At 42.1% G+C, this 20,381-nt stretch carries 20 protein-coding genes and 1 riboswitch; of the genes, 12 read left to right on the forward strand and 8 right to left on the reverse strand.

Annotation, left to right across the window (positions count from 1 at the left end; translation table 11 throughout):
- Positions 1-7 precede the first annotated feature (7 nt).
- The 5 genes from LDM98_RS11435 to LDM98_RS11455 all read left to right on the forward strand — a co-directional run bounded on the left by LDM98_RS11435 (position 8) and on the right by LDM98_RS11455 (position 5,649).
- Positions 8-835: a ferritin-like domain-containing protein gene (locus tag LDM98_RS11435; protein ID WP_223899543.1), complete on the forward strand. Its 828-nt coding sequence runs from the start codon at positions 8-10 to the stop codon at positions 833-835.
- The gene (locus LDM98_RS11440; protein ID WP_223899544.1) at positions 826-1,743 is read left to right on the forward strand and encodes a tetraacyldisaccharide 4'-kinase; all 918 of its coding nucleotides are present in this window, start codon (positions 826-828) and stop codon (positions 1,741-1,743) included. Before LDM98_RS11435 ends, LDM98_RS11440 begins: the two co-directional genes overlap by 10 nt.
- A complete protein-coding gene (argB, locus tag LDM98_RS11445; RefSeq protein WP_223899545.1) occupies positions 1,740-2,591 on the forward strand; it encodes an acetylglutamate kinase in 852 nt (283 codons plus the stop codon). The genes LDM98_RS11440 and argB overlap by 4 nt, the downstream gene beginning before the upstream one ends.
- A 148-nt stretch (positions 2,592-2,739) precedes the next feature.
- A riboswitch (cyclic di-GMP riboswitch) is annotated at positions 2,740-2,814 on the forward strand.
- A gap of 250 nt (positions 2,815-3,064) precedes the next feature.
- Positions 3,065-4,531, forward strand: a complete 1,467-nt coding sequence (thrC, locus tag LDM98_RS11450; protein ID WP_223899546.1) for a threonine synthase — start codon at positions 3,065-3,067, stop codon at positions 4,529-4,531.
- Between the two features lie 59 nt (positions 4,532-4,590).
- Positions 4,591-5,649 carry a LysM peptidoglycan-binding domain-containing protein gene (locus LDM98_RS11455; RefSeq protein ID WP_223899547.1) on the forward strand — a complete coding sequence of 353 codons (1,059 nt, stop codon included), beginning with the start codon at positions 4,591-4,593 and terminating at the stop codon, positions 5,647-5,649.
- On the opposite strand, the gene abc-f is transcribed toward LDM98_RS11455, so the two are convergent.
- Positions 5,650-7,584 (reverse strand): ribosomal protection-like ABC-F family protein, encoded by a 1,935-nt coding sequence (gene abc-f, locus LDM98_RS11460; protein WP_223899548.1) that lies wholly within the window; start codon positions 7,582-7,584, stop codon positions 5,650-5,652.
- 96 nt (positions 7,585-7,680) lie between these two features.
- Between abc-f and LDM98_RS11465 the strand changes: the two genes are divergently transcribed.
- The 6 genes from LDM98_RS11465 (at position 7,681) to LDM98_RS11490 (ending at position 13,066) form a co-directional block, all read left to right on the forward strand.
- Positions 7,681-8,952, forward strand: coding sequence for a M48 family metallopeptidase (locus LDM98_RS11465; RefSeq protein WP_223899549.1), 1,272 nt, complete (start codon positions 7,681-7,683; stop codon positions 8,950-8,952).
- Positions 8,942-9,778, forward strand: coding sequence for a peptide chain release factor N(5)-glutamine methyltransferase (prmC, locus tag LDM98_RS11470; RefSeq protein ID WP_223899550.1), 837 nt, complete (start codon positions 8,942-8,944; stop codon positions 9,776-9,778). Before LDM98_RS11465 ends, prmC begins: the two co-directional genes overlap by 11 nt.
- Positions 9,775-10,254, forward strand: coding sequence for a DUF4149 domain-containing protein (locus LDM98_RS11475; RefSeq protein WP_223899551.1), 480 nt, complete (start codon positions 9,775-9,777; stop codon positions 10,252-10,254). Before prmC ends, LDM98_RS11475 begins: the two co-directional genes overlap by 4 nt.
- A 79-nt stretch (positions 10,255-10,333) precedes the next feature.
- Entirely contained in the window at positions 10,334-10,822 is a 489-nt protein-coding gene (locus LDM98_RS11480; RefSeq protein WP_223899552.1) for a DNA-deoxyinosine glycosylase, read from the forward strand.
- Positions 10,822-11,685, forward strand: coding sequence for a symmetrical bis(5'-nucleosyl)-tetraphosphatase (locus LDM98_RS11485; RefSeq protein ID WP_223899553.1), 864 nt, complete (start codon positions 10,822-10,824; stop codon positions 11,683-11,685). Before LDM98_RS11480 ends, LDM98_RS11485 begins: the two co-directional genes overlap by 1 nt.
- 7 nt (positions 11,686-11,692) lie before the next feature.
- The gene (locus LDM98_RS11490; protein ID WP_223899554.1) at positions 11,693-13,066 is read left to right on the forward strand and encodes a methyltransferase domain-containing protein; all 1,374 of its coding nucleotides are present in this window, start codon (positions 11,693-11,695) and stop codon (positions 13,064-13,066) included.
- A 22-nt stretch (positions 13,067-13,088) separates the two neighbouring features.
- Here LDM98_RS11490 and LDM98_RS11495 read toward each other — a convergent pair whose 3' ends face one another.
- Positions 13,089-13,256 carry a hypothetical protein gene (locus tag LDM98_RS11495; RefSeq protein ID WP_223899555.1) on the reverse strand — a complete coding sequence of 56 codons (168 nt, stop codon included), beginning with the start codon at positions 13,254-13,256 and terminating at the stop codon, positions 13,089-13,091.
- Positions 13,257-13,280: 24 nt separating this feature from the next.
- A complete protein-coding gene (locus LDM98_RS11500) occupies positions 13,281-13,610 on the reverse strand; it encodes a hypothetical protein (protein ID WP_223899556.1) in 330 nt (109 codons plus the stop codon).
- A gap of 217 nt (positions 13,611-13,827) precedes the next feature.
- Here LDM98_RS11500 and LDM98_RS11505 point away from each other — a divergent pair, with 217 nt between their 5' ends.
- Entirely contained in the window at positions 13,828-14,274 is a 447-nt protein-coding gene (locus LDM98_RS11505) for a DsrE family protein (RefSeq protein ID WP_223899557.1), read from the forward strand.
- Positions 14,275-14,371: 97 nt separating this feature from the next.
- Here the strand turns inward: LDM98_RS11505 and LDM98_RS11510 are convergent, their stop codons facing one another.
- From LDM98_RS11510 to LDM98_RS11530, 5 genes are all read right to left on the reverse strand, one after another.
- Entirely contained in the window at positions 14,372-15,550 is a 1,179-nt protein-coding gene (locus LDM98_RS11510; protein WP_223899558.1) for a glutathionylspermidine synthase family protein, read from the reverse strand.
- 3 nt (positions 15,551-15,553) lie between these two features.
- On the reverse strand, positions 15,554-16,144 hold the full coding sequence (locus LDM98_RS11515; RefSeq protein ID WP_223899559.1) for a UPF0323 family lipoprotein: 591 nt from the start codon (positions 16,142-16,144) through the stop codon (positions 15,554-15,556).
- Positions 16,145-16,283: 139 nt separating this feature from the next.
- Positions 16,284-17,429 carry a cell division protein FtsZ gene (gene ftsZ / locus LDM98_RS11520; protein WP_223899560.1) on the reverse strand — a complete coding sequence of 382 codons (1,146 nt, stop codon included), beginning with the start codon at positions 17,427-17,429 and terminating at the stop codon, positions 16,284-16,286.
- Between the two features lie 23 nt (positions 17,430-17,452).
- Positions 17,453-18,841 (reverse strand): cell division protein FtsA, encoded by a 1,389-nt coding sequence (gene ftsA / locus LDM98_RS11525; RefSeq protein ID WP_223899561.1) that lies wholly within the window; start codon positions 18,839-18,841, stop codon positions 17,453-17,455.
- Positions 18,838-20,313, reverse strand: a complete 1,476-nt coding sequence (locus tag LDM98_RS11530) for a peptidylprolyl isomerase (protein ID WP_223899562.1) — start codon at positions 20,311-20,313, stop codon at positions 18,838-18,840. The genes ftsA and LDM98_RS11530 overlap by 4 nt, the downstream gene beginning before the upstream one ends.
- Positions 20,314-20,381: the final 68 nt, after the last annotated feature.

Raw genomic sequence — 20,381 nt, forward strand, 5'->3', positions numbered from 1 at the left:
TTCTCCTATGAATATATTTAGTCTATTAGAACGTGCCATTATGAGTGATGATATTCTTTTAAAAGAGGAGTTGACCGTTCAATGTTTGGCATATTGTACCCAAAATGAAATAAGGTGTGATGATGATTTTACGCCGCTATTATTTTCAAAACCCTCCTATGCCTCCAAATGTCACATTGTAGATCCCCGGGAGTTGCCTGCCAGAAAAGATTTTGAGAGTCAAGAGGGATTGGCTACATTGGTACATGCCATTGCACATATAGAGTATTCTGCCATCGATCTGGCATTGGATGCGGTCTATCGTTATCCTCAGATGCCCAGCGACTATAAAGTGGATTGGCTTGAAGTAGCCAGTGACGAGATACGGCACTTTCAAATGCTGCAGCGTCTGTTGGAAGAACTTGGATATACCTATGGGGATTTTCCTGTACACTGTGGACTGTTTGATGCGGCAGAGCATAGTGCAGAGAATATTTTGGACCGCATGGCGATCATTCCGCGTTACTATGAAGCATCAGGTCTGGATGTCAGTCCCCAGATCATTAAAAAACTGGACAACAAGCGTAAAAACCCCAATGTGAAAAAACTGATAGATGCGCTGCAACTCATTTATGATGAAGAGATAGACCATGTCTATAAGGGTGATAAATGGTTTAAATATCTTTGTAAAGAAGCAGGAAAGAAAGAAGGGAGCGAAGAAGAGGTCTATTTTGAGATACTTGAACGTTATAAATTGCTCTCGAAACACCGTCCCTATGTCAATGTGCAAGCAAGAAAAGAGGCAGGGTTCTCCTGTGCTGAGATCAAAAAACTGGGTGCGAAGGAGTGCTCTTGAGAGCATTTCTTGAAGCCATGTTCTTTGCACCAAGATGGTATCATTACCCTCTTATCCTGCTTCTGTTTCCTCTGTCTATTATCTATGGGGGCATCATGTCTCTGCGCAGAATGGTCATTTCCCCACAAGAGTTCGGCATCCCCATCATCTCTGTGGGGAATCTTATCGTTGGGGGGAGCGGAAAAACACCTTTTGTCATAGCACTTGCTTCAGGGCTTGAAGGTGCGGTGATCATCTCTCGGGGGTATGGCCGCAGAAGCAAAGGGCTGGTGGAGGTCAGCACTGAGGGGAAGATACTTGTCGATGTGACACAGAGCGGAGATGAACCTATGCTGATGGCACTGTCACTTCCTCATGCAAGTGTGATAGTCAGTGAAGACAGGGCTTTGGCCATCAAGTTAGCTAAAGAGAAAGGTGCCAAATGTATCATCCTGGATGATGGATTCAACCGTGTTGAGATCAAAAAGTTTGAAATTATCCTTGAGCCTGAACAGATCAAAAATTATCTTCCTTTCCCCTCAGGTGCGTTTAGGGAATTCTGGTTTAGTAAAAAGTATGCAGATATTGTGGCAAAAGAGGGAGAGGCATTTCATCGAAAAGTGGCATTTGAGAATCTTACACCCCAAATGGTACTGGTAACGGCTATATCAAATCCGCATAGACTTGATACCTATTTGCCCGAAGGAGTCGTCCATAAAGTCTATTTGGAAGACCATGCCTATTTTGAGGAAGAAAAACTCAAAATGCTCCTCTCTGACCATGAGGCCCAGAGCCTTCTTGTGACAGAAAAAGATGCAGTAAAAATGCAGGATTTTAAGTTACCTATCTCTGAAATGAAGTTAAAATTACAGATTCAAGAGACTATCTTCACTCAGGTAGATGAATATATAAAGGGATATCCAGAATGAAAAATAATATTAATGTTGTAAAAACGCTCCTTGATGCTTTACCGTTCATCAAAAAGTTTTCCAATGAAAAAATAGTCATTAAATATGGGGGGTCTGCCCAAACGAGTGATGCGCTCAAAGAGCAGTTTGCACAGGATATTGTACTTTTGCACCTTGTAGGGATGAAACCTATTATCGTACATGGCGGAGGTAAAAGTATTACAGATCTGCTTGCCAATTTAGGGGTAGATACGACATTCATAGATGGACAGCGGGTCACAACCAAAGAGGTAATGCGTATTGCAGAGATGGTATTGAGCGGTGAGATCAACAAAGAGATCGTCTCTTTGCTTGATAATCATGGGTCCAAAGCGATTGGAATCTCTGGAAAAGATGGCGGTTTTCTAAAGGGGATACCGAAAGATTTTGAAAAGTTCGGTTATACGGGTCTTATCGAACATGTCAATCCCGAGATCGTCAATAACATCATTGAAGACGGTGCGATACCTGTGATCGCCCCTATCGCAGGAAGCAGTACGATGGGACATCCCGGATTCAATATCAATGCGGATCTTGCAGCAAGCAAAATAGCCGTAGCCCTGCAAGCAAGAAAAGTACTTTTCCTCACAGACACGCCTGGTGTGTTGGATAAAGAGATGCAACTGATCACCAATCTGAGTATAGAAAAAACGGAAGCCCTCAAAGCAGATGGAACGATACACGGAGGTATGGTACCTAAAGTGGATGCCTGTATCGAAGCATTGCGTGGCGGAGTAAAAAAAGCACACATCATCGATGGCCGGGTAGAACACTCATTGCTCCTGGAGATTTTGACCAGTTCGGGTGTAGGGACCTGTATCGAACTCTAAGGTCGTACGATGGAAGTATCACCGGTAACAAAATGCAACAGTTAAAAATGCATTTAACACTAAAAAATAATAATTTTTTAAATTTTTTTAGAATTTAAGTTATTTTTCAAAGGTTAGTGTGTTATAATTATCTCATACGGTTATACTGTATTGAAAAAGCCAAGTTCATCGCGAGGTGGATACGGAAAGTTATGGGTCTCACGTAGATCGCCAGACTACCAATAGAGATATAAACTCATTCTATCTTTTAGAAAGTTTCATTTCTTCTATTACCTGAGTATTTTAGTGTTTGTTTGTCTCTATGATTTTATTAGTTGACATTCTTTTCCCTAAATCATTCTTCTCCTATTATCGTAGGGCAAATAGATACTAGATACTTAAGTTTACTTCATACCTGGATTCCCCCTAATTTCTTATAACCCTTAGCTTATTTAGCTATAATTATCATTCATATAAACAGTAGGATAATATAGATGCAATTTATTGAGACACGGGGAAATGACGGACAGAAACCTTCATCTGTACCATTTTCAGAAGCAATACTCAGCCCAAGTGCCAGTTTTGGTGGGCTATATGTACCCAAAGAACTCCCAATTTTAGATACAGAATTTTTAGAGGGACATCTCTCCAGCCATTATAAAACGCTGGCATTGGACTTTTTAGAAACATTTGGTATAGATATTGAAACAGAAGTACTGGTAGAAGCATTGAACAGATATGACGCTTTTGATGACCCTTCAAATCCTGTACCGCTTTCCCAGATCGAAGAGGACTGCTTTGTCTCTGAACTCTATCATGGGCCTACAAGAGCCTTTAAAGATATGGCCTTACAACCTTTCGGATATGTGTTAAGTAAATTGGCACAAAAAAGAGGTGAACATTACCTTATCATGGCAGCAACAAGTGGAGATACCGGTCCTGCTACTCTGGAGACATTTAAAGATCAGGAAGGTGTACAGGTAGCATGTCTTTACCCTGATGGCGGTACATCCGATGTGCAAAGACTTCAAATGGTCACGGAAGATGCTTCAAATCTGAAAGTGATCGGTGTGAAAGGTAATTTTGACGATACGCAAAATACGCTCAAAGATCTACTCGCCTCTGAAGACTTTAAGGCAGAATTGGAAGAGAGGCATATCAAACTTTCAGCAGCGAATTCTGTAAACTTTGGACGTATCATCTTCCAGATCATTTACCATCTCCACTCCTACCTGGAGTTGGTACGTAAAAAAAGCATTCAAATGGGTGAAAAGATCTATCTGGTTGTTCCGAGCGGTAACTTCGGTAATGCATTAGGTGCCTATTATGCCAAAAAAGCAGGTTTGCCGATAGAAAAGATCCTTATCTCATCCAATATCAATAACATTCTGACAGATTGGATCACCAAGGGTACCTATGATCTTACGACACGTACATTGATACAGACAGAATCACCTGCTATGGATATTTTGAAAAGTTCAAATGTCGAACGTATTATGTTTGACAAATTCGGTGCAGCACGTACCAAAGAACTGATGGAAGGATTGGCTAAAGACGGCAAGTATCAGCTGACTGCAGATGAACTTGCGTTGCTACGTGAAGATTTTGATGCCTCTTTCTCAGATGATGAAGAGTGTGAAGCTGTGGTAGGTGAATATGCAAAAAAAGGGTATATTATGGACCCGCATACAGCCACATGTATCAGAGCGTATAGAACTTTGAGAGAAAAAGATCTTAAAACAGTGGTTTACTCGACTGCGGAATGGACCAAGTTCAGCCCGTCCGTTTCAAAATCACTGGGACATGAAGTCAAAGATGATGTTGAAGCATTAAAATGGGTGAGTGCACATGCAAATGTATCCGTACCGCCTATGATACATGGGTTGTTCGAGAAACCTGTCATCCATTCGGTCATCGTTGAAAAAGAATCCATTAAAGGAGAGATGTTAAACTTTTTATAGTTTAGCATAACGTAATGTCCAGAAATCACTTGAGGTTTTTTTTATTATCCTATTTATGTTTGGAAACAGCCACTGCAAAGTCAGTGATAGATTGCAGGGTTATCACCGGCGGTATCGCTGAGTGTAACCCTTACGGGGCAAAATTTCTTAAAGCCAAAGAGATCGTGTATGATCTGAACAGACAAAAATTGATCAGGGCAAAAACGTTACCTGTGCCTGAAAAAAAGCGTTTTCTCAAAGTGGTTTCCGTAGAGGATATGATAGAACGGCATGTAAAAGTGCAAGAGTCTGTGCGTTTTAAAGGAAGTGAAAAAGCACCCATAAAGTATACAATGGAAGAGCCCATCGCTCAAGTCCTACTCGATGATAAGATAGAAGAGATAGAGACTTATGAAGCCCCTCCCCGCATAGAAAGAGAACTTTTAGAAACAATCGTACCTGAAGTACCAGAAAGACCCCAAATTATTTACGGTAAGTACAGGGTTGTAAGGGGCGATGCTCTGAGTAAGATCGCAAAGAAGTTTGGGTTAAAAACACAAGAGATTGCAAAAATGAACGGTATCAGGATCGGCTCTCCTTTGCGTGTCGGACAGAAACTAAAGCTCCCTTTTGAACAAAAGAGGATCGATGCAGTCTCTTCTGGCAATTACTTTATCAGGGAGGGAGATACGATCATTTCCATTGCCAAAAAGTTCAATCTTGAACCTGAAGACTTGATGGAATTTAATAAGATCAAACGCAGTGCGATCATACATGCAGGTAAAATGATAAGGCTTCCGCTTCCTCATATACTGGCGCATATAAAAACAGAGAAAAGGCTTCGTGTCACGGCAACTGCGTATACGTCACATGTAGGTCAGACAGACCGTACACCTTTCCTGGCAGCATGGAATAACCGTCTGCGTCCAGGCATGAAGATCATTGCAGTCTCTAGAGATATGATAAAAAAATATGGCATGCGCAATGGGACCAAAGTGCGTATCGGCGGATTACCAGGTTACTACACCGTACGCGACAAAATGAATAAACGCTACCAAAAACGTATCGATATCTATATGGGACTCGATAAAAGAAGAGCACTGCACTGGGGAAGACGCAGTGTCATGGTCTACTGGTAATTAAAGAGACTCGAAAATTTCCAAAACTTCCAGATATCTGTCACTTTTCTCTTCATACACCTTCTCAAGTACACTCAGTTCATCACTCAGCGCAGTCAAACCTTTTTCCTGGTAACACTCCGGATCCTGTAAACAGGCATTAAGCGCAGCTATCTGTTGCTCCAGAGCTTCGATCTCATCGGGTAAGGTATCATAATCCCTTTGTTCTTTATAGCTCAGTTTTGTCTGTTTTTTGGTACCGACCGGCACCTCTTTTTTTGCAGATGTTTTGACCTCTTGTTCGAGCGCATCAAGCTCTTTCATCTCTTTTTCTATCTCCAGGTACTCGGTATAGGTCTGATAAGACTCTTCAACCACACCATTTCCTTTAAAGATAAAGAGTTTCGAGGCTATCTTGTCTATGAAGTAACGGTCATGTGAGACAAAGAGTATGGCACCAGGAAAGTTGATGAGCTTTTCTTCCAGGATATTAATGGTCTGGATATCGAGATCATTGGTAGGTTCATCGAGGATGAGACAATCTACTTTTTTAGTCAGGAGCAATGCCAGTGCCACACGATTTTTCTCTCCGCCAGAGAGCATACCGACTTTTTTAGCCAGGAACTCTTTAGGGAAAAGAAACGATTTTAGATAGCCGTAGACGTGAAGATTGGCCCCCTGTACTTCTATATGGTCTCCCCCGTCGGGACAGAAGGTCTCAATGAGTGTTTTTTCATCGTCAAGCATCTCTCTGTGCTGGTCAAAATAACCTATGGAAAAGTCTCCCTGCTTGATGAGACCGCTCTGGGGTTTGATCCGACCAAGCATAAGTTTGAGTAGGGTCGACTTACCTGCACCGTTGATACCGACAATGGCTATTTTGTCTTTCTGAAGGATACGTGTACTAAAGTGTTCTATGAGTTTTTTCCCCGGAACCGAGTAGGAGATGTTCTCCAGTTCAAAAAGCATCTTTTTTCGTGATACCCCTTCATCACGGTTAAAATGTTTTTTTTCACGTTCAAGCTCTACCATCATCTTTCGGATGAGCGTAGGGTTCTTCTTCGCTTCATCACGCAGCTCAAAGACACGTTTTTTACGTCCCTGATTACGTTTTTCTCTGGCCCTTACACCTTTTGAGAGCCAGGCTTCCTCCTGTTTAAGCAGTCTGAGGAGGTTCTCGTGCCCTTTTTTCAAAGCATGCATCCGTGCTTCTTTTTGTTCGAGGTAGTTCATGTAACCCCCGGTATAGCTCACAAGCTGCTGGTTATCGACTTCTACCACACGCGTGGCTACAGTGTCGATGAAATGTCTGTCATGTGAGATAAAGAGCAGGGTGAAATTTCCTTTGAGAAGCATCTCTTCCAAGAACTCGACCATATAGACATCAAGGTGGTTGGTCGGCTCGTCAAGAAGCAGTACATCGGGTTTTTTGAGTATAAGGGATGCCAGGGCTACACGGCGCTGTTCACCTCCGGAAAGGGAGATTACAGGACGGTCTTCGTAGGCTTTGAGCTGAAACTCCTGCATGATACGTTCTATCTTGTCATCAAGGTTCCAGGCATTATGATGGTCCAGAAAAGAGGAGACTTTCTCCAGTTGTGCGAGGAGCTCTTCATTTTCAAAGTCTTCGGCCACTTTGAGACTCAGTGCATCATACGCCTCTTTGGCTTCTTTGAGTTCAGTCAGTTCATTGAATATCGCTTCTCTGACGGAAAGACCAGGGTCGAAGTGAGGCTGCTGCGCAAGCATCTCTACCTGTATCGCGCTGTTCACCACTCTTTTACCCTCAGTGGGTTCCTCTTCTCCCATGATGATCTTCATCAGCGTGGATTTTCCACAGCCGTTTTGACCCACGATCGTGACACGTTCACCCTCATCGAGGTGAAAATCAACCCCATTGAGAAGTAATTTGATGTCATATTGTTTTTTGATGTCAAAGAGGTCGATGAGTGCCACAATGGTTCCTTGTTGTATAATGATGCAATTATAGCAAATAGAGTGGCTTTTAAGGCTTGATTTGGTATATTTCACCATTATATACCAAGGAAATCCATGCTGGAAACCATTATTATCTTTTACTCTATCTACACCTTTATGAAACTCTATATCTCTGCGATGCAGATAGGGTATATCAATGAAGAAAAAAGAAAGACACCTGTACTGATGCCGGCAGACAAATACCTGACAGCAGGAAACTATGCAGTGGCTAACGGAAAACTTTCTCTTGTGACTGACTTTGTCGATTATCTGGTATTTATCTGGTGGGTCTTTGCAGGTTTTTCCTGGCTCTCATCGATGGTTCAAGTCGAAGGAGACATCATGCAGTCTGTTGTATTCCTGTTCGGTTTTGTTATAGTCAATTATCTGATAGGCCTCCCTTTTGAACTTTACCAGAAGTTCAAGATAGATGAAGCGTTCGGATTTAATAAAATGACGGCAAAAATGTATATGACTGACATGATCAAAACAAGCCTGTTGTTCTTCATTTTGGGCGGTGCGGTTTTTGCGCTTTTATCCTGGATCATACAGAGTTATGCAACATGGTGGATTTGGGGATTTGCAGCCATGTTCACTGTAGCAGTGATGGCTAATCTGTTGGCACCCACCTTTATGGCACTGTTCAATAAATTCTCTCCGCTTGATGAGGGAGAACTCAAAGAAAAGATCACGGCCATGATGAACGAGGCCGGGCTTAAGAGTGACGGTATCTTTGTCATGGATGCAAGTAAACGTGACAGTCGTCTGAATGCATTTTTCAGTGGATTGGGCAAGAGTAAACGTGTGGTTCTCTTTGACACCCTTTTAGAAAAACTCAATACCAAAGAGCTTCTTGCGGTACTGGGACATGAATTGGGACATTTCTCTCATGGAGATATCTGGAAAAATATCGGCTTGATGGGCGTACTTCTTTTCATCGCATTTTATCTCTTTGGACATTTGCCGGATGCACTCTTTACACAGATGGGTGTGGTTCCTGAGGCTGGCGTGCAGATCGCGATGTTCATGTTACTTCTGCCGCTTGTGAGTTTTGTCTTTACGCCGTTTATGTCGTATGTAAGCCGTCATAACGAGTATGCAGCCGATGAATACGGTTCACAAATGGGTGGTAAAGAGAACCTGGTATCTGCATTGATGAAACTCGTAACAGAGAACAAAGCATTCCCCAAATCACACCCCTTGGTGATATTTTTTTACTATACCCATCCGCCAGTGCTCGAAAGACTTAAAGAGTTGGGTTTTGATGCATCCAATACCATTGTAGGTGAAGAGGCGACATTGCCTAAAGAGGGTATTTTTGCACATATGGACAGAAATGACGATTAAAGAGGGACTTTCCTGGGCCAGAGAAGCACTCAAAGAGGCGTGTGAACGTCCTGCTTTGGAGGCAGAACTGCTCTTGGCCTATCATCTTGGGGAAGACCGTACCTATTTATTGATACACGAAAGGGAGAGTTTTCCCGATGTGGATCAGTTTCAAAACCTGATCCAGAGAAGGGCAGCGCATGAGCCTTACGAATATATCGTGGGATCTGCCAGTTTTTACGACATCCATTTGGAAGTAGAAGAGGGGGTACTGATACCCCGTCCTGAGACGGAGATACTCATAGACCTGGTCGCAGAGATCATAGAAAAAGAGAAGATCACGCGTATCGCTGAAATAGGTGTGGGGTCGGGTGCGATCTCCATTGTGTTGGCCCGTAAATTTCCACAGCTTCGGATCATTGCCACAGATATTTGTGATACCCCGCTGAAAGTGGCGAAGAAGAACATTGAAAGGTTCGGTGTAGGCGAACAGATAGAACTCCGCAAGTCACACCTGATCGATGAGGTACCTGAAGATCTGGAATTGGTGGTTTCCAATCCTCCTTATATCGCAGAAGATTTTTTACTTGCATCCAATGTCATTGACTATGAACCCAAGGAAGCACTGTTTGGCGGAAGTGTAGGGGATGAGCTGCTCAAAGAGATCATTCTGGATGTAAAGAAAAAAGGGGTGAAATACCTTGCGTGTGAGATGGGGTATGACCAAAAAGAACCGCTACAAGCGTTTGTTAATGAAATCGGTGTAGAATATATAGAGTTTTATAAGGACCTGGCACAGTTTGACCGCGGGTTTGTGATTAAATTTAAAGAGAGTGAGCCAGTATGAACAAATATTTTAGAATGATAACCATGACCTACCTTATCTTTTTGAGTGCAGTGCTAGGTGCAGGACTTTTTGCCGGTATTGTCGTAGCCCCAGTTACTTTTCATACAGAACAATGGCTGGGCACTGAAGTGCTTACGCAGTTTCAGGAAGGTCAGATCATGACAGAGAACTTTTTAAGGCTCTCTTATCTGGTCAATGTACTGCTTGTCTCTGTGGTACTGTATGAAGGGTATAAGTTTAAGAAATTTGAGAGAGATACGCTGACACAGGTGGTGACATTCTTTGTATTGGCTACAGGGCTGCTCTTTTCTCAGTACTATATCCCGGATATCATTGCGATGCAGGAACAAGGGGTAGAGGCAACTCAATCCGTAGCCTTTATCAATACGCATAAAGGAAGTGAGATCAATTTCAAGATCTTTTCTCTCGCATTGCTTCTGCTGATCGTTCAAAATATGCGTAAGGCATGTAAATGAGAAACGTTATAAAACAACATCTGCTTGTTGTTTTTAGTTTCGGAACCAGAATGGTCGGAACGAAGTGGGGCCATGTCGGATGAACAATATTTTAACGCATCCTTTCAAACCTATAGTCTTTAAAGACACCCAAATACTTATTCTGGGTTCTTTCCCCAGTATCCAGTCTTTTGAAAAGAATTTTTACTATGCACATCCGCGCAACCAGTTCTGGAAGATCCTTGAAAGTGTGACCTCCTATCCTGCGAACACCCGTGATCAGAGACTCTGGTTGCTTAAAGAGTGTAAATTAGGGCTTTGGGACATGATCAAAGGGTGTAGCAGAGAGAACTCTCTTGACAGTTCGTTGGAAAATGAAGAGGTCAATGACCTGGCTGCATTTTTGGAAGCGCATCCGAGCATTACCACATTGGCCTTCACAGGGAAAAAAGCAGAGGCACTTTTTAAAACACACTTTTCTCACCTTTCTATAGAAACAGTCTATCTCCCTTCACCCTCAGCCGCTTATGCAAAGATGCCCTTTGAGACGAAAGTAGCCGAATATAAAAAAAAGTTGGGGTACAGTTAATGGCAGTTTGGGCAATAGGCGATATCCAGGGGTGCTATCGTTCGCTGAGAGCACTACTGGAAAAGATAGCGTTTGATGCCACACAGGACAAACTCTGGATCGCCGGTGATCTGGTCAACAGAGGGGAAGGTTCACTGGAAACACTGGAATATCTTTACAGTATCAAAGAAAATGTTGAGATCGTTCTGGGTAATCATGATATCACCCTCATAGCGGCTTACTATGGGATCAAAAAATCCAATCCGACCATTGACCCTATACTTGAGTCACCTGAAGCCCAAAAGCTCATAGATTGGCTCAGAGTTCAAAAGTTGTTGCATGTGGACTATCAACTTGGATACTGTATGGCCCATGCAGGTATCTCACCTGAATTTGATCTGGGTATGGCCATGAGGTATGCAAAGCGTGTAGAAGAGAAACTGCAAAGTGAGCATGCTGCTGTTTGGCTGGAACAGATGTTAAAACAAGGAAATAACCGTTTTAACAGGAAGGCAAGTCTTATAGATATCGACCGTTACATTGTCAGTGCATTTACACGTATGCGTTTTTGCTATGGTGACCATAGACTTGATTTTGATCAAAAAGGTCCGCCTACAGAAGAGCTGAGAGAACAAGAGTTAAAACCCTGGTTCGAATGTGATTATCGTAAAGATATCCATTTGCGTATTATTATGGGGCACTGGTCCGCTTTGGGATTTTATGAAGATGAACATGTGTTGGCCCTGGATACCGGATGTGTATGGGGAGGAAAACTCACGGCTGCACGTATTGACAGTGATGAAGTCGAGATCGTCTCTGTAGAGTGCTGCAAAGCAGAGCAGGATGAAGCAGAACAACCGGGTGTTGTTAAAGTAGAGGAGTAGTAAGACCATGGATAGTCACAGACATATTATAGAGCTTTATGCAGCATTGGCAAAAGATCCTGAGAAAAATTTTGGCTGGGACAAAGGGCTTGAAAATGCCAAAGCCCATCAGTATACCGAAGCGTGGATAGAGAGGCTACCTTCAGAAATATGGGACTACTGTGCTGCTGTAGGTAATCCTTTTTTGCTGGGTGAAATCCATGAAGGGGAATCTGTTGTCGATCTGGGATGCGGAGCGGGTGTCGATCTGCTTGTGAGTGCGTTGAAGGTGGGCAACAAAGGTCAAGCCATCGGTGTCGATATTACGCCGGAGATGGCCGATAAGGCCCGTTATCATGCCAAACTGGCCGGTCTATCCAATATCCGTGTCATAGAAGGGAGTTTTGACAACACAGGTCTTGAAGATGAGAGCGTTGATGTCGTTATCTCTAACGGAGCCATCAATCTCACAGGATGCAAAGAGAGTGTCTTCGCAGAAATCTACAGGATATTAAAACCTGAAGGCAGATTGATGTTCGCAGACATGATCGATATTTCAGAGCCAACAGAGACATGCTGTTTGGCACAAATGTCAGAGGGCTGTTCTACAGAGCAGGAAGATTGGGCGAACTGTGTGGCAGGCACACTCCGTAAAGAAGCACTGATGGAGTTGATGCATAATACTGGCTTTGGAGAGATTGAGTCTCCTGGATTGACACATTATAAAACGGCTGATACAACACAGGGAGCCACTTTCAGAGCTAAAAAAGTTGCCTCTGATCAATTGCGGCAACACCACTGGGATACGGTTTTTAAAACAAAGGATTACACCAGAGTGCTATGGCATCAAGTGCATCCCAGTAAATCTCTTGCACAGATCGAAGCATTTGCACAAAAAGATGACAGTATCATTGATGTAGGCTGCGGTGCATCTTTGCTGGTCGATCATTTGATCGAAAAAGGATATCGGAACATCTATCTGCTTGATGCAGCAAATACATCTTTGGAGATCGTCAAAGATCGCCTGAAAGATGATGCAGATATTCCCACGTATATATGTTCTGATATCGTCAATTTCAAACCGACACAAAAATGTAAAGTATGGCATGATAGGGCTATGTTCCATTTTCTGCTTCATAAACAGGACCGGATCAAATACTTTGATGTTTTGAATGATACTTTACTTCCTGAGGGTATGGCTATCATCAACACCTTTGCTACCGGAGGTGAAACTGCATGTGCCGGGTTGAACACGGCACAGTATGACAGTGAAAAAATAGCAGAAGAACTCCCTCAAGGCTTATCTTTGGTGAATGCTGAAAACTTTGATCATATCACGCCAAAGGATACCGAACAAAAATACGCCTGCTTTTATATTAAGAAGGATGCAGTAGATCGCTAGGCATCTTTTATGAAAAAGGATCTTATTTTTTATCTCTAGGTGGTATCAGTCTGTTATCTTGACCGATGTGTTTCCTGTATTCCAATTCTTTTGGATCTCTTCTCATAATGTGAAAGAACATAAAGACATACCCGCCTACAACAATAGTCAGGACTACGAGGCAGAATATAATGATTTTCCAAAGTTCCATACCTAACTCCTCAGTGATTCATTTCTAATCGTTGCATCCATTAGGCGGTACACCGTCTTTTGCATATTTCACTGAATAGGCATAGATCTCTTTCCACCATTCTTTTTTGATCGTTTCTATTGCAAGGTTGGGACAAATATTTTTTGCTTCCTCCGGTAATTTTCCACTTTCATAGATCTCTTCCCACTCTGCCTGTAGATGGTGTCTGGAAAACATGACCCCTGAAAACTTACACTTTTTGTAGAAATGCTTCTTATATATGCGTTGTCCTTTTTTTACTCCTGCCATGGTACTTGTCGGTAGACACATCGCTATAAGCAGCGAAAGTGCTACAACTCCGGTTATTTTTTTCATATGTTTTCTCCTTGATTAGTGATGATAACAGTATATAGGAAAAACGTTAACTTTAACTTAACGTTTTTAAATTCTATATAAGCACACTCTGCCTATAATAAAACGTTAAGTACATCGTAGTGAGGATTATTTTCTTGACAATGATATGGTTGCTACTAGCTACAGTGTAAGAGTAACCCCGCTGATTTAAATGAAAAAGAATAGGAGTAGAGTAATAATGAAAAGATATCTATTGATAATCGTTGGTTTAGTGAGTTTTATGCAGGCACAAGAGTACAAGTCAGTTTTCGACTGCAGTTCAGACAATGCCCGCTTTGTGATGTCACGCATGAATTTAATAGAAAGAACCATGAATATGATCGAAAAAGATGGGGATAAGGCAGATTTTGCCATTACGCTACATGGAGGATGTGTTCCTATGGTCTCAAATGTGTATGATGAAATCGTGCCTGATGAGGAGATGCCGTATATAAAAATGGCACAGGAAATCATTACACGATTGGCTCAAAAGAGAAAGGTGAAAATCATCGTCTGTGCCATGTCGTTGAATGCAAATGCGATTGACGAGAAAGAGGTGCTGCCTTTTATCCAAATATCTAAAAATAGTTTTATAGATACTATCGGTCTACAAAATAAAGGCTATGCACTGATGACATTTAAGTAACGATATATAGCACTTGCAAAACCTTGTAAAACAGAACGTTACAAGGTTTTAAAAAAGGATGGGTTATGTTGAGAGGTGTGAAGTGTATAGACACTTATCATTGAACAATATGCCCTACGAATTTAGACATATTATCGAGTATTTTCCCGCCCTTTCTAAAGCCAAGTCCACAGGCTTCATAGGCATAGAATACACCTGCCTGGTAAGATCGGCTCTGCGCATCTGACGGCAGTTCTGTATAGGCCTGGTAGACCATCTTGTGATTCCCGTAGTCTCCTTCCAGACTTACGATATTTTCTCCATTTTCATCCAAGATACTGACACTTCCGCCTTCTCTGCCAAAGACGGGTTTTTGGACCTGCTTTTTCCCATGTAAAGGTTCAAAAGAACTTTCAAGCAGAAGAGGGTGGTCAGGGTAGAGATCCCATAGGATCTTGAGCAGCCCCTTACTTTGGAAGAGCAGTGTATAGGCAGGGTTAAAGATGATGGCCTTTTGGTTTTTGATGATATTGGTCAAAAGCATCGCCAGATCTGACTCTTCGAGTGCTATGTCTTCCCATGGGATGAGTTTAAACCAGAGTTCATAGTGCTTATCCTGATAAAAAATACCCTCTTCCGGAGAGAACTCTATCTCATCGATGTAGGCAAACTCTGTGTTAAAACCGGCTTCTGTGGCAATGTGCTGTAGAAGACGAACGGTGTTTTCCTCTTCGGAATTTCCTTTGACAGAGGTAAAGAGAAAGTTCCACCCGTCATAACGTTCTTCAAAGGTTGAGACATCTTCTTCCAGGGTTACAAGACGTTTAAAATTGTCTACAAGGGCTTCGTAAAGTGCATTGAACTGGCTTGCTTCTTCAAGACTGTTTTTCTTCAGCATAGCCCACTGTACGATAGCAGTTTCAAACAGTGCAGTGGGAGTATCTGCATTGAATTCCAAAAGTTTGATGGGTTTCCCATCCACACCGCCGGCTAGATCAAAACGTCCGTACAAATGCCAATGCACATCATTTTCCCATGACGCTTGGATCACTTCTACAAGATTAAAAGGTATGCCTATCTCATGAAAGAGATTGTTTTGTATCACATGCTCTGCTGCTTCAACAAACATGTCATACAGTGTATTGGTCGCTTCATAATAGGCTTCAGCCTCTTCCTCAGAGATGACGACCAGTTCATCAGAGATATAACTTGTTTCATCATGGTCTGTATGCCAGACAAAACCGAGTGATTCCAAATAATCAGTGTCCAGAGGAGTGGTTTTATGTAAACTTAACATCTTTTAGCCACCAAAAAAACCGCCGGTACGGCTTGAAGTACTTTTACTTCCAAAAAATCCGCTTCTTTTGGCACTGCTTTTTTTAGCTGCTTCAAAACTTTTTTGACTTCTTGTATAGGTTGAGGGAGATTTGTATCCTGCTTGTCTGTTGTTCTGGTAGTTTTGGTTGCCAAAAAGCTTTGAGCCGATCCAGGAACCGATGACCGCTCCCGCCATACTGGAGAGAAGTATTTCTCCTAGACCCATGCCTCCCTGTTGTGACATTTGAGGATCTTGTGCTTTGGTCAGGTTGGACGTTCCATTGTCGATCTTGGCTGCCTCCTGGGCAACCAGGGCATCCATTTCAGGCTGGGTCAATATACGTTCTGTCCCATCCATTTGTCTCAGTACGATACGTGTCTCTTCTGCTGGAAACTCATCTTTGATCTGGTATCTGCCCGGAGCAGTCTCTTCTATAATGACAAAGGCATTTTGCGCTTTTTTTTCTTGTTGCTGTTGCTGGTTATTGCTGAAACAACCTGTGACACCAGTAGCCAAAAGTGCACCAAGACCGGTTGCTGTTGCCATGGTTGAAAGTTTTCTTAACTGTTTCATTGTGTATCCATAATTATGTTTTGGAGAATCATAGCAAAATATGATTAATAGAAGGGAGAAAAAAAGTGTAAGGAAAGGTAAAACAGAGAAGGAAGAGGTTCTCTGTTTTAAATCATAAAAGGGTATTTAGACCAGTGAATTAGTCCATCTGTTTTCTAAGAAATGTAGGTACATCCAAGATATCTTCATTTTCACCATTGTATCCACCTACAACCATTTTACTTCTTACTGTATTGATGTCACAAGTATTTGCACTTAACAGTGTCTTTTGTTTTGTGACTGTCGGCTCAGGCACAGCGTTTTTATCTTCAAATCCGGTAGCAACGATAGTGATCTTCACTTCGTCAACAGCCATGTTCACATTGGTTGTTGTACCAAAGATGACAGATGCATCTTCATCAGCACTCTCTTCAACAATACTCATAGCTTCACCGATCTCCATAATAGGATAATCAGGATGGATGTCAAAGTGTACAAGTACACCCATCGCACCATCGATAGAGATGTTGTCAAGAAGAGGAGATTCGATCGCCGCTTTTGCCGCATCATAGGCTGCATTCTTACCTGACGCATATCCAGCACCCATAAGCGCAAGTCCTCTGTGACTCATCACTGTTTTCACATCGGCAAAGTCAAGGTTGATATCATTTTCCCCATGAGAAAGAATCACTTTAGAGATACCACCTACGGCCTGAGCAAGAATATCATCTACCATTCTAAAGCTCTCTTTGATACCAAGGTTTTTCTCAACGATAGAAAGAAGTTTTTCATTCGGTACGACAATGATAGAATCACTCTCTCTTTTGAGTTCTTCTAAGCCTTCTTTCGCAAGTTTTGTTCTTTTTCTACCTTCAAATTTGAAAGGACTTGTTACGATAGAAACAGTCAGTGCACCCACTTCTTTTGCCGCCTGCGCAATGATCGGTGCAGCACCTGTCCCTGTACCGCCACCAAGACCTGCAGAGATAAAGACGATATCAGAACCTTCAAGCATCTTTTTGATATCTTCAAAGCTTTCAAGTGCAGCTTCTCTACCTTTCTCCGGAAGCATACCTGCCCCCAGTCCTCTTGTAGCATTGATGCCCAATTGCATTTTGTATGGTGCCAAAGAACTCTCCAGTGCTTGTGCATCCGTATTGGCCACGATGAGATCGATCGTGTTGATCCCTTCGCTGATCATGTGATTGATCATGTTACCACCGCCGCCACCGACGCCGATAGCTTTAATCTTTGCCCCATTTGTGTGACATTTCGTTTCAACGATATCTATTTCAAACTCTTCCATGTTTTCCCCCTTTATTTAATTTTTTAAAAAAGCTGTCTTGCCCAACTCGCCAGTTTTTTTAATGGATTTTTATTTTCACGACCTAGATCGGGAAGATCGTCAAATGAGATGTCTGACTCTTCCTGATCTTTTAGTTTATGTTCTTTCTCGTCTTTATGAGCTCGGGTTGTCTGTGCCTCTTCGGTATTCGGTGAATGACCTATCCTGATGTCATTGAGGTTATCTTCGAACATCGCCTTTGAATGGAGTAACTCTTGCTGGAAATTGATCTCATATTGTGTATGTCCTCCTGCTTGATAGAGCAGTAAACCCACAACGGTTGAAAATGCCGGATCTTTGAGCTCCTCAAAAAGACCATTGACATTATCCGGGTAGCCCACTCTTACAGGCATACCTGTGAAGATGGCCTGTGCCAGCTCTCTCATACCTTTAAGTTTTGTCATACCTCCGGTCAAGATAATACCGGCACCTATTTGCTCTTTCAATGCAGATTTTTCCAATGACTTGGACAAGATCATGAGTGCCTCTTCTACACGTGAGAAAATCACAGAATGGACCACTTCCAGGGAGACACCATTACGGCTCTCTTCATCACCAATGATCGGGAGTTCTATAACTTCATTGGAACTCTCTATGAGACTTCCATGACGTATTTTGACATTTTCTGCTATCTGCAGAGGCGTATGCAGTGCCATGGAAAGGTCATTGGTGATATGGTTTGACCCTACACCCAGGAAATCATTGTATCGGATGGAGTTCCCCGTATGTATGACGAGATTACTTGTTTGACCGCCCAGGTCGATCACTGCAACACCAAGCTCTTTTTCATCTTCATCCATCGTAGCAATAGCAGAAGCATAACCGCTCAAGACAATACCGTCTATCTCAACACCGGCAGAACGCACGGCTTTTTTAAGATTGGAAAGGTTTGATTTTTGTGTCATGATGATGTTGACATCTACTTCCATACGACTGGCATTCATACCGAACGGATCTTCTATGAAGTCTTGATCATCCACTCTGAAATTGTAAGGCAAGACATGGATGACGTCATACTCAGTCGGCACATTGGCATTGTAGAGTGCTGTCTGCATTACACGATTGATCTCTTTGATGGAGATGTCTTTATGAGGGATGTTGACAATACCCGTAGAGTTCAGACTTTTGGCATAGGCATTGGAGATAGAAACCGTTGCAGAAGTAATGTTACTCCCTGCAATACGTTTTGCATCGTTGATGGCTTTTTTGATGGATTTAGAAGCAAGTTCTATATTGGTGATCGCACCTTTCTTCACCCCTTGGGATTTAGAGATGCCATGTCCTTGAATGGTGACCTCGGAGTCTTGTATTTCAGCGATGATAGCACATATTTTAGTGGAACCGATATCAATAGCTAAAATTGTGTCGCTCAATTTGTCAGCCCTCCCATATAGACTTCTGTAGGATATTGTTTATCTAACATCTTAATCAGATTCGATTCAAATGTACTTTGTTTCAGTTTATTTGCCGTTTCTTTTACAAGCGCTGTCTGATTGTCATCCATAGGCAGCAGTTTTTGTTCTAAGATATTATAAACTATAACCTTATCGAATACGCTTATGATACCTTTTTCTTTTGATGATGTAAAGAGTTTTTGTAAAAATTGTAAACTTTCTTGTGTATTTAGTGGATTCAGGTTGACATTATCTTCCAATTTGACAAAATCCGAGATGATCGCATCGTTTTGATCAAAGTGTTCAAGTGTGGTCTCTGCCAAGGCTAAAAGGGCTTCTTTTTTAGCCTGGTTTTCATACAGTACAGTCACTTCCTTTTTAGCCTCTTCGTAGGTTTTGACCTTGGGTAGGACAATATTCTCTATTTTTACCGTGGCATAGGCGTCTCCAACAACTTTAGGTTTAAGGATATCGCCTACAGATTTTTCCTTCAAGGCACTCCATACTTCCTCTGTAAGCTGATCATCACCCATTGGAAGCGAGATCTTCTCACTGTTGTCAAGGCTACCTTTTTTAAATGCGATATATGCTTTCTGTGCTGTTTTTTTTGTTTTCTTGATTTTGAGATCTTTGGTGACCAGTACTTTGGCTTCTTCGAAAGGAAGTTGTTTCCCTGTTCCGTCTGTATAGTTGAAGCTATTTGCGTCATAGTGTGCTTTGAGTTCATCATCCGTGACAGGCGTATCTTTGCTTTGTGTCCACAAAATAGAGAGTTCATACATTTGCGGGGTCAAAAAGTTCTCTTTTTGCATTTCCCAGTAGGCTTTCACTTTTGCTTCATCGGTGACGAAGTTGAGATCATCGTTTGTCAATACTTTGTATGCCAGCTTGTCACTGACATTCATCGCTGCAGAGATAGCTTCTTCTTCAAGTGGCAGAGTATCTACCGCAAGCAGTGAAAATGTCTTTTCCAGGATAAGCTCTTCTCTCAGTGTCTCTTCAAAGGCATTGGCCCTGAGTTTCTGACTTTTCAGGTAACCCTCATAGATCTCTTTCACGAAAACACCATCTTTCTGGAACGCTCTGATCTCTTGTAATTTCTGTGCGACTTCAGCATCTGAAACAATGATACCCATGTCTTTTGCAAAGTTCAAGATCTTCGCCTGTGTTGCCAATCTGGCAAAGGCCTGTTTGACCAGTCCCATCTCTTGGGCGGTTTTCTCATCCAGTTGTCCTTGCATTGCCTGATTGTATTGGTTGTATAGATTGCTGTATACCATGTTGAGTTTTGTTTGTTTGATCTCTATGTCACCGACTTTGGCAACACTCCCTGCTTTTGAACCAAAATTGTAACTTCCCCAACCTACAAAACCGGCACCAATAAATGCGACGGTTGCTACCCAGATCGTCCATACCAGGTATTTATTGTGTTTTTGCATCCAACTAATCATACTTCATCTACCTTCAATCGAAAAATTTGTACAATATTCTATCTAAAATAAGCTTATCGCTAATGAAT

Origin of the sequence: Sulfurovum sp. TSL1 (assembly GCF_019972135.1) — a bacterium.
Lineage (GTDB): Bacteria > Campylobacterota > Campylobacteria > Campylobacterales > Sulfurovaceae > Sulfurovum.